Source organism: Ralstonia sp. ASV6 (assembly GCF_016429285.1).
GTDB lineage: Bacteria > Pseudomonadota > Gammaproteobacteria > Burkholderiales > Burkholderiaceae > Ralstonia > Ralstonia flaminis.
The window spans coordinates 1-5,620 of sequence record NZ_JAELUI010000225.1; the positions used below are offsets into that span (position 1 = coordinate 1).

The 5,620-nt window shown below is 58.1% G+C and carries 6 protein-coding genes and 1 pseudogene; 6 read left to right on the forward strand and 1 reads right to left on the reverse strand.

Going from position 1 to position 5,620, the window contains the following annotated elements; translation table 11 throughout:
- The first annotated feature begins 65 nt into the window (after positions 1–65).
- From JHD73_RS26120 to JHD73_RS26140, 5 genes are all read left to right on the forward strand, one after another.
- Positions 66–764, forward strand: coding sequence for a TerC family protein (locus tag JHD73_RS26120; RefSeq protein WP_199033067.1), 699 nt, complete (start codon positions 66–68; stop codon positions 762–764).
- A gap of 184 nt (positions 765–948) precedes the next feature.
- On the forward strand, positions 949–1,473 hold the full coding sequence (locus JHD73_RS26125) for a pilin (RefSeq protein WP_199033068.1): 525 nt from the start codon (positions 949–951) through the stop codon (positions 1,471–1,473).
- A gap of 249 nt (positions 1,474–1,722) precedes the next feature.
- On the forward strand, positions 1,723–2,223 hold the full coding sequence (locus tag JHD73_RS26130) for a pilin (RefSeq protein WP_199033069.1): 501 nt from the start codon (positions 1,723–1,725) through the stop codon (positions 2,221–2,223).
- Positions 2,224–2,299: 76 nt separating this feature from the next.
- Positions 2,300–4,030 (forward strand): Wzy polymerase domain-containing protein, encoded by a 1,731-nt coding sequence (locus JHD73_RS26135; RefSeq protein ID WP_199033070.1) that lies wholly within the window; start codon positions 2,300–2,302, stop codon positions 4,028–4,030.
- A 159-nt stretch (positions 4,031–4,189) separates the two neighbouring features.
- Complete coding sequence (locus JHD73_RS26140) at positions 4,190–4,753, forward strand: pilin (RefSeq protein ID WP_368735560.1); 564 nt, start codon at positions 4,190–4,192, stop codon at positions 4,751–4,753.
- A 51-nt stretch (positions 4,754–4,804) separates the two neighbouring features.
- Here the strand turns inward: JHD73_RS26140 and moaC are convergent, their stop codons facing one another.
- Positions 4,805–5,281 (reverse strand): cyclic pyranopterin monophosphate synthase MoaC, encoded by a 477-nt coding sequence (moaC, locus tag JHD73_RS26145; RefSeq protein WP_199033071.1) that lies wholly within the window; start codon positions 5,279–5,281, stop codon positions 4,805–4,807.
- A 104-nt stretch (positions 5,282–5,385) separates the two neighbouring features.
- Between moaC and JHD73_RS26150 the strand changes: the two are divergent.
- A pseudogene (locus tag JHD73_RS26150) lies at positions 5,386–5,620 on the forward strand (M48 family peptidase); the annotation flags it as partial.

Sequence of the window (5,620 nt, forward strand, 5' to 3'; positions counted from 1 at the left end):
GTGTATAAGCAAGCAAGTCACTGGCGTATTTCACGCCAAACCACAAGGACATCTTCGGGAACACTATGGCGCTCACTTCCAGCGCATTCTGGTTCGCGCTCGGCTCCATCATCCTCACCAACATCGTGCTGTCCGGCGACAACGCGGTCGTGATCGCCCTGGCCGCGCGCAATCTGCCGCAACGGCAGCAGAAGCAAGCGATCTTCTGGGGTAGCGCCGGCGCCATCGCGCTGCGTATCGTATTGACCATCCTGGCGGTGAAGCTGCTGGCCTTGCCGTATCTGAAGACGACTGGCGCAGTGTTGCTGGTCTACATCGGCATCAAGCTGTTGGCTGAAGTCGATGAAGGCGACACACACGGCCGCCACCAGCGCGATGGTCTGTGGCCCGCCGTTCAGACCATCCTGGTTGCTGATCTAGTGATGTCGCTCGACAACGTGGTCGCCGTGGCCGCGGCGGCAGAAAAGGGGCCGCCGGGCACAACCTTCCTGCTGCTCGTGCTCGGCCTCGGGCTGTCGATTCCGCTCATCATCTTTGGCAGCACGCTGCTGGTGGGGGTGATGGCGAGGTTTCCGATCATCGTGACGCTGGGGGCGGCGTTGCTCGGCTACTTGGCGGGCGACATGCTCGTCACTGATCCGGTGGATGCCGCGTGGTTCGCGCACGCGGTGCCGCGTGCCGACATTGTGGTCGGCTGCGCGGGCGCGCTGCTCGTGGTTGCCGTGGGCTGGTGGTTGAGCCGCCGAACACTTCGCCAGGCCTAATCCGAAAGGTTCCCCTCGAAAGTGGGTGATGACGCGATCTGTCCAGAGTTCTGTCAAGAACGGTCAGATTTGCGGTCGAAATCCCGTCAAAGTGCGCCAGTTTCCGCCCGTTAACACAGTGTGTGCCTTGGCATAGTCCCTGCACTGCGGCTCTCCACAAGAAAATGCCTTTTGGGGAGAGGTCATGGGCTTCAAGCACTGCACGGGAAGAACCCGTCGCGCCGGCGGCTTTACGTTGATCGAACTGATGATCGTGGTGGCGATTGTCGGGATCTTGGCTGCGATTGCGATTCCGGCTTATCAGGATTACACGATTCGGTCGCGGGTGACGGAAGGGTTGATTCTGGCGGCGCAGGCCAAAGCACTGGTGGTGGAGAATGCCGCAAACGCGCAGAGCAGCTTGGCACTTGGCGCGGCCTCCATCCCGGCAACCAAGAATGTCACCGGGCTGAATATCGATGCAACAACAGGTGAGATTTCGGTGTCGTTCGCTTCAACGGTTGCGGGTGCCGGCGCCAATGTACTTGTACTGACACCGTATTCGGGTGCGTCATCGGCGAATCTCGCCAATTTGCACGCGGGTTCTGCACCCCCGGCTATGGTGGAGTGGGTTTGTGCTGCGGCAGGCAAGCAAATGCCGGCAGCAACCGTCACGCAAAACACGACGCCAACCCTCCAACCCCGATACGCGCCATCCGAATGCCGTTGACGGCTTGAGCGAAACCAAAGGCGCCTTCGGGCGCCTTCTTCTTTGTGGTGTTGGCTCAAATTTTATGTGATTTTTGGGTCACTAAATTGACCAACTCCGTCAACGCCTGTCAAAAACTGTCAACAAAGTGCGGGGTCCTCATGCGAATCGCGTCAGTTTTTGGCCGACAACCTTAGTATTTCGGCTGGCACGATCCCTGCTCTAATAGCTTTGCATCATCCTTAACCAAATTTTTCCGGGGGAAAATTCATGAAATCGATGCGTCGTCTGAACAAGCGTGTCCAGAAGGGTTTCACGCTGATCGAACTGATGATCGTGGTCGCGATCGTCGGTATTCTGGCTGCTATCGCCATTCCGGCGTATCAGGACTACACGATCCGCGCTCGCGTGACGGAAGGTCTGTCGCTGGCTGCTCAAGCCAAGGCACTGGTGGCAGAAAACGCAGCAAACGCACAAAGCGATTTGTCGGCGGGCTCTTCCACATTCGCTGCAACGAAGAACGTTTCTGCGCTGACAATCGCAGCGGCTACCGGTCAAATCACGGTTGCTTATGCTGCGCCGGTTGCCTCCGGTAGTCCGACGCTGGTGCTCGTGCCCAGCTCGCAGGGTAGTGCTCTGACCGTCAACTCCGCGCCGGGTGGTCCGATCCAGTGGACCTGCTTCTCGGCAACCAAGGCGACGAGCGGTGTGGTTGCGCCGACTACTGCTGCGACTCTTCCGGCCAAGTACGCTCCGGCAGAGTGCCGCTAAGTTAAGCTAGCGATCAAGAGAAGAGCGCCTTCGGGCGCTCTTTTTGTTTTGCCGCGCTCCTTGGTGATATCTGACGATGCACAGACCTTCTATCTTATTGCTTCTGCTTTGGCTTGCTCTTATCGCATGTTGGTCCATCCCGTTTCTGGTTGCGCCGCACAGCTATCCAATTGCGACGTTCTACAGTGAGTTTGCAACGGCCATCTGCTGGGCTGCTTTCGCGGTTCTGGCGCTGCCCTTGACGTGGCAAAGCAAGACGAAATTACCGGTTGTCACCCTTGCGCCTGCTGCATTGATTGGCGTACTGCTGTTGCAGTTGCTGGTTGCCACACCACTCAATCCTTTCTTCTCCTTTGCGGCCATCGTGTTTCTGCTGGCGGCAGCGGCGGCATGCGGGCTGGGGGCGCGCTGTCGAGATGTACCCGGTGCGATCGAGGCCATTGCCATTGGCGCTGTTCTAGGTGGTCTTCTAACCGTTGTCGTAGAGTTTCTGCATTTGTTTCGTGTGCCGGATCTGCCCGCGGCGTTTGTTTCCATTGCGCCACCAGGGGCGGCGCGTCGTATGTGGGGCAACCTAAATCAGCCTAACCACGTTGCGTCTTATCTGGCATTCGGATTGGCGGCAAGTTTTTTCCTCGCACAGAAAAAGCCCCGTTGGAGGATTCCGCTTGGGGGTATCGGTGTTGCACTGTTGTTGGGAATGGCGCTGACCTTTTCCCGCATTACTTGGTTACATGTTGTGCTGGTCGGCGGCTTGGTGGGCTTGGCGTCGACTGCGAACGAGCGCGGCGTGCGGCGATGGCTGAAAGCCTGCGTGCCGGTGCTGGGGCTCGCGATTGTTTACCAAGCATGCAACTGGCTGGTCGCCTACGCCAACGTTCAGTGGCAGCTTGGCTTGCAGTCCTCGCTGGGGGATCGCATGGAGCAGGGTGCTGGTTTGCGGCCGCTGCTCTGGAACCACGCATGGCACATCTTCTTGTCGCACCCTTGGCTGGGTGGCGGCTGGGGCGACTACGCCTGGAACCAGTACGTGCAGACCGACGTGCTGGGGCATGTCGAGATGGCGACGAATGCGCACAACATTGTGTTGGACATGCTTGCGAAGGTTGGCATCGTTGGTCTGCTGGCTGTGGCGCTGCCTTGCTTTGGGCTGCTACAGGCAGTATGGAGGCGGCGGCTGACCCATGAGCGTGGCTTCCTGTGCGCTGTCATCTTTGTGATGGTTACGCACTCGATGCTGGAGTACCCCCTGCACTACTTGTACTTTTTGTTGCCATTCGCATTCGCGCTTGGTTATATGGATCAACGGCAACTTCGTGTGCCCTCTCCAAGTATGGCGTGGGTGTTGACCGGAGCGGTTGCCATCTGCGGAGCGGTGCTGACAGGGCGCATGTGGGTTGACTATCAATCTGTCGAGCGGCTTTTCTACTCCCCAGAAGGAGCGGCCGTAGAGCTAAAACGCTACCAGGCAAGCGGACAGTTGTTGCTTGTCCCATACGGCAACTTGTCGATCGCCAATAGCGCAGCAATGACGGCTGAGGTAGCGCCGATCATGGCGGCAATCGAGCACCAGGCTGTTCAGTTTTTTCCGACGGCAGGCCCGGTACAGCGGTGGGCGATTGCACTGGCTTTCCAGGGCAAGACCGACGAGGCAGTCACCCAGGTTCGTAGGCTGCACAACCAGTATTGGACTGACTATGCAGATCAATCGACCTTGTTGACGCTCGTGTGCAAGAAAAAGATGGATGGGCTCAATGCGTTTTGTGATCGATTGAAGGCGGAGGGGTTGTTGGCCGGCGTTGATTGATAGCCATCATTGCTCCGTAATTTGGAAAAAGCGCCTCGTTGAGGCGCTTTTTTGTTGTCGCGCTTCATTAAGAATGTGCTTATGTTTATGTGAAAATGAATTGTAGGTAGTAGAAATGCGATCGTCGTTCGTTAATCTTCTCTCGCTTCATTGGATTAGGTGAAGCCATATGCCATTTTGGAGGAGAAGATGCAGTTAAATCAAAGAATCAGCGCACGACGTCAGCGAGGTTTCACACTTATTGAACTGATGATCGTTGTTGCGATCGTCGGCATTCTTGCCGCGATTGCGGTGCCGGCCTATCAGGATTACACCGTTCGGGCGCGCGTGACTGAAGGCTTATCGTTTGCAGCCGCAGCCAAAACCGCAGTGGCAGAGAATGCAGCCTCTGGCGCCCCATTCGGGCAAGGGTTCACTGGTAGCACGGCGGCTACACAAAATCTGCTTGCCAACGGCATCACGATTGACCCCACCAAGGGCGAGATTCAGATCCAGTACAGCACAAAGATTGCGCCTTCGGGCGCCAATGTACTGGTGCTGAAGCCGACCACTGCGGCTGACGGAGCATCGCTGCAGGGTAGCACTACCGCCAGTACACTACCTAGTGGCCCCATTCGCTGGGACTGTTACGCCACGGGTGTGACACAGCGCGGCAAAGTGGAAGAGCCAACGGTTTATAGTCCAACGCTGGCAGCAAAATTCACTCCGGCAGAGTGCCGCTAAAAAGCAAAAGAGCGCAAAGGATGCGCTCTTTTGCGTTGAGGCAAGGGCTTGTTATGTCGCCACCCAATCCCCAGACTTCCCCCCGTGCTTCTCCATCAACCGCACATCCCCAATCACCATCCCCCGATCCACGGCCTTGCACATGTCGTAGATCGTCAGTAGCCCCACCTGCACGGCGGTCAATGCTTCCATTTCCACGCCTGTCTGCCCACGCGTCTCAGCGCGAACAGTGCAGCGGACACTGTGAGCCGCTTCATCCAGATCAAACTCAACCGCCACCTTGGTCAACGCCAACGGATGACACAGCGGAATCAAATCCGACGTCCGCTTCGACCCCTGAATCGCCGCAATACGCGCGATCCCCAGTACATCGCCTTTCTTGGCCGTGCCATCACGCACCAGCGCAAACGTATCGGGCAGCATGCGGATCGTGCCGGTAGCCACCGCCACGCGGTGCGTGACGGCCTTGTCGCCGACGTCGACCATATGGGCTTGTCCGGCGGAATCAAAGTGGGTGAGTTGCGACATAAGTGACCGCAGGATTGCGGAGCAGAAGACGAAGCGTTTTATGATAGCAAGCGCCCGGCGGTTCCCGATGCCGCCGGGCTGATCCTGCACACTGCGCTTTCCGTATGACGCATTCCCTCTTCCGGCCGCGCGCCCGCAAGCTGACGGCTGTTGTGTTGTTGTCGACGTGGCTGGTGCCATTGCCGCTGCCTGTGCTGGCGCAAGTGCCGGCTTCTGCGCCGGCGGCCTCGGCCAATCTGGGTTTAGGCTCTGCTGCGCAGGCAGACCAGGTGCAGAGCAACCTGAACCGCAGCGTGCAGATCGGCCGGCAGTCGCCGTATCTGCAGAAAGACCCGACCG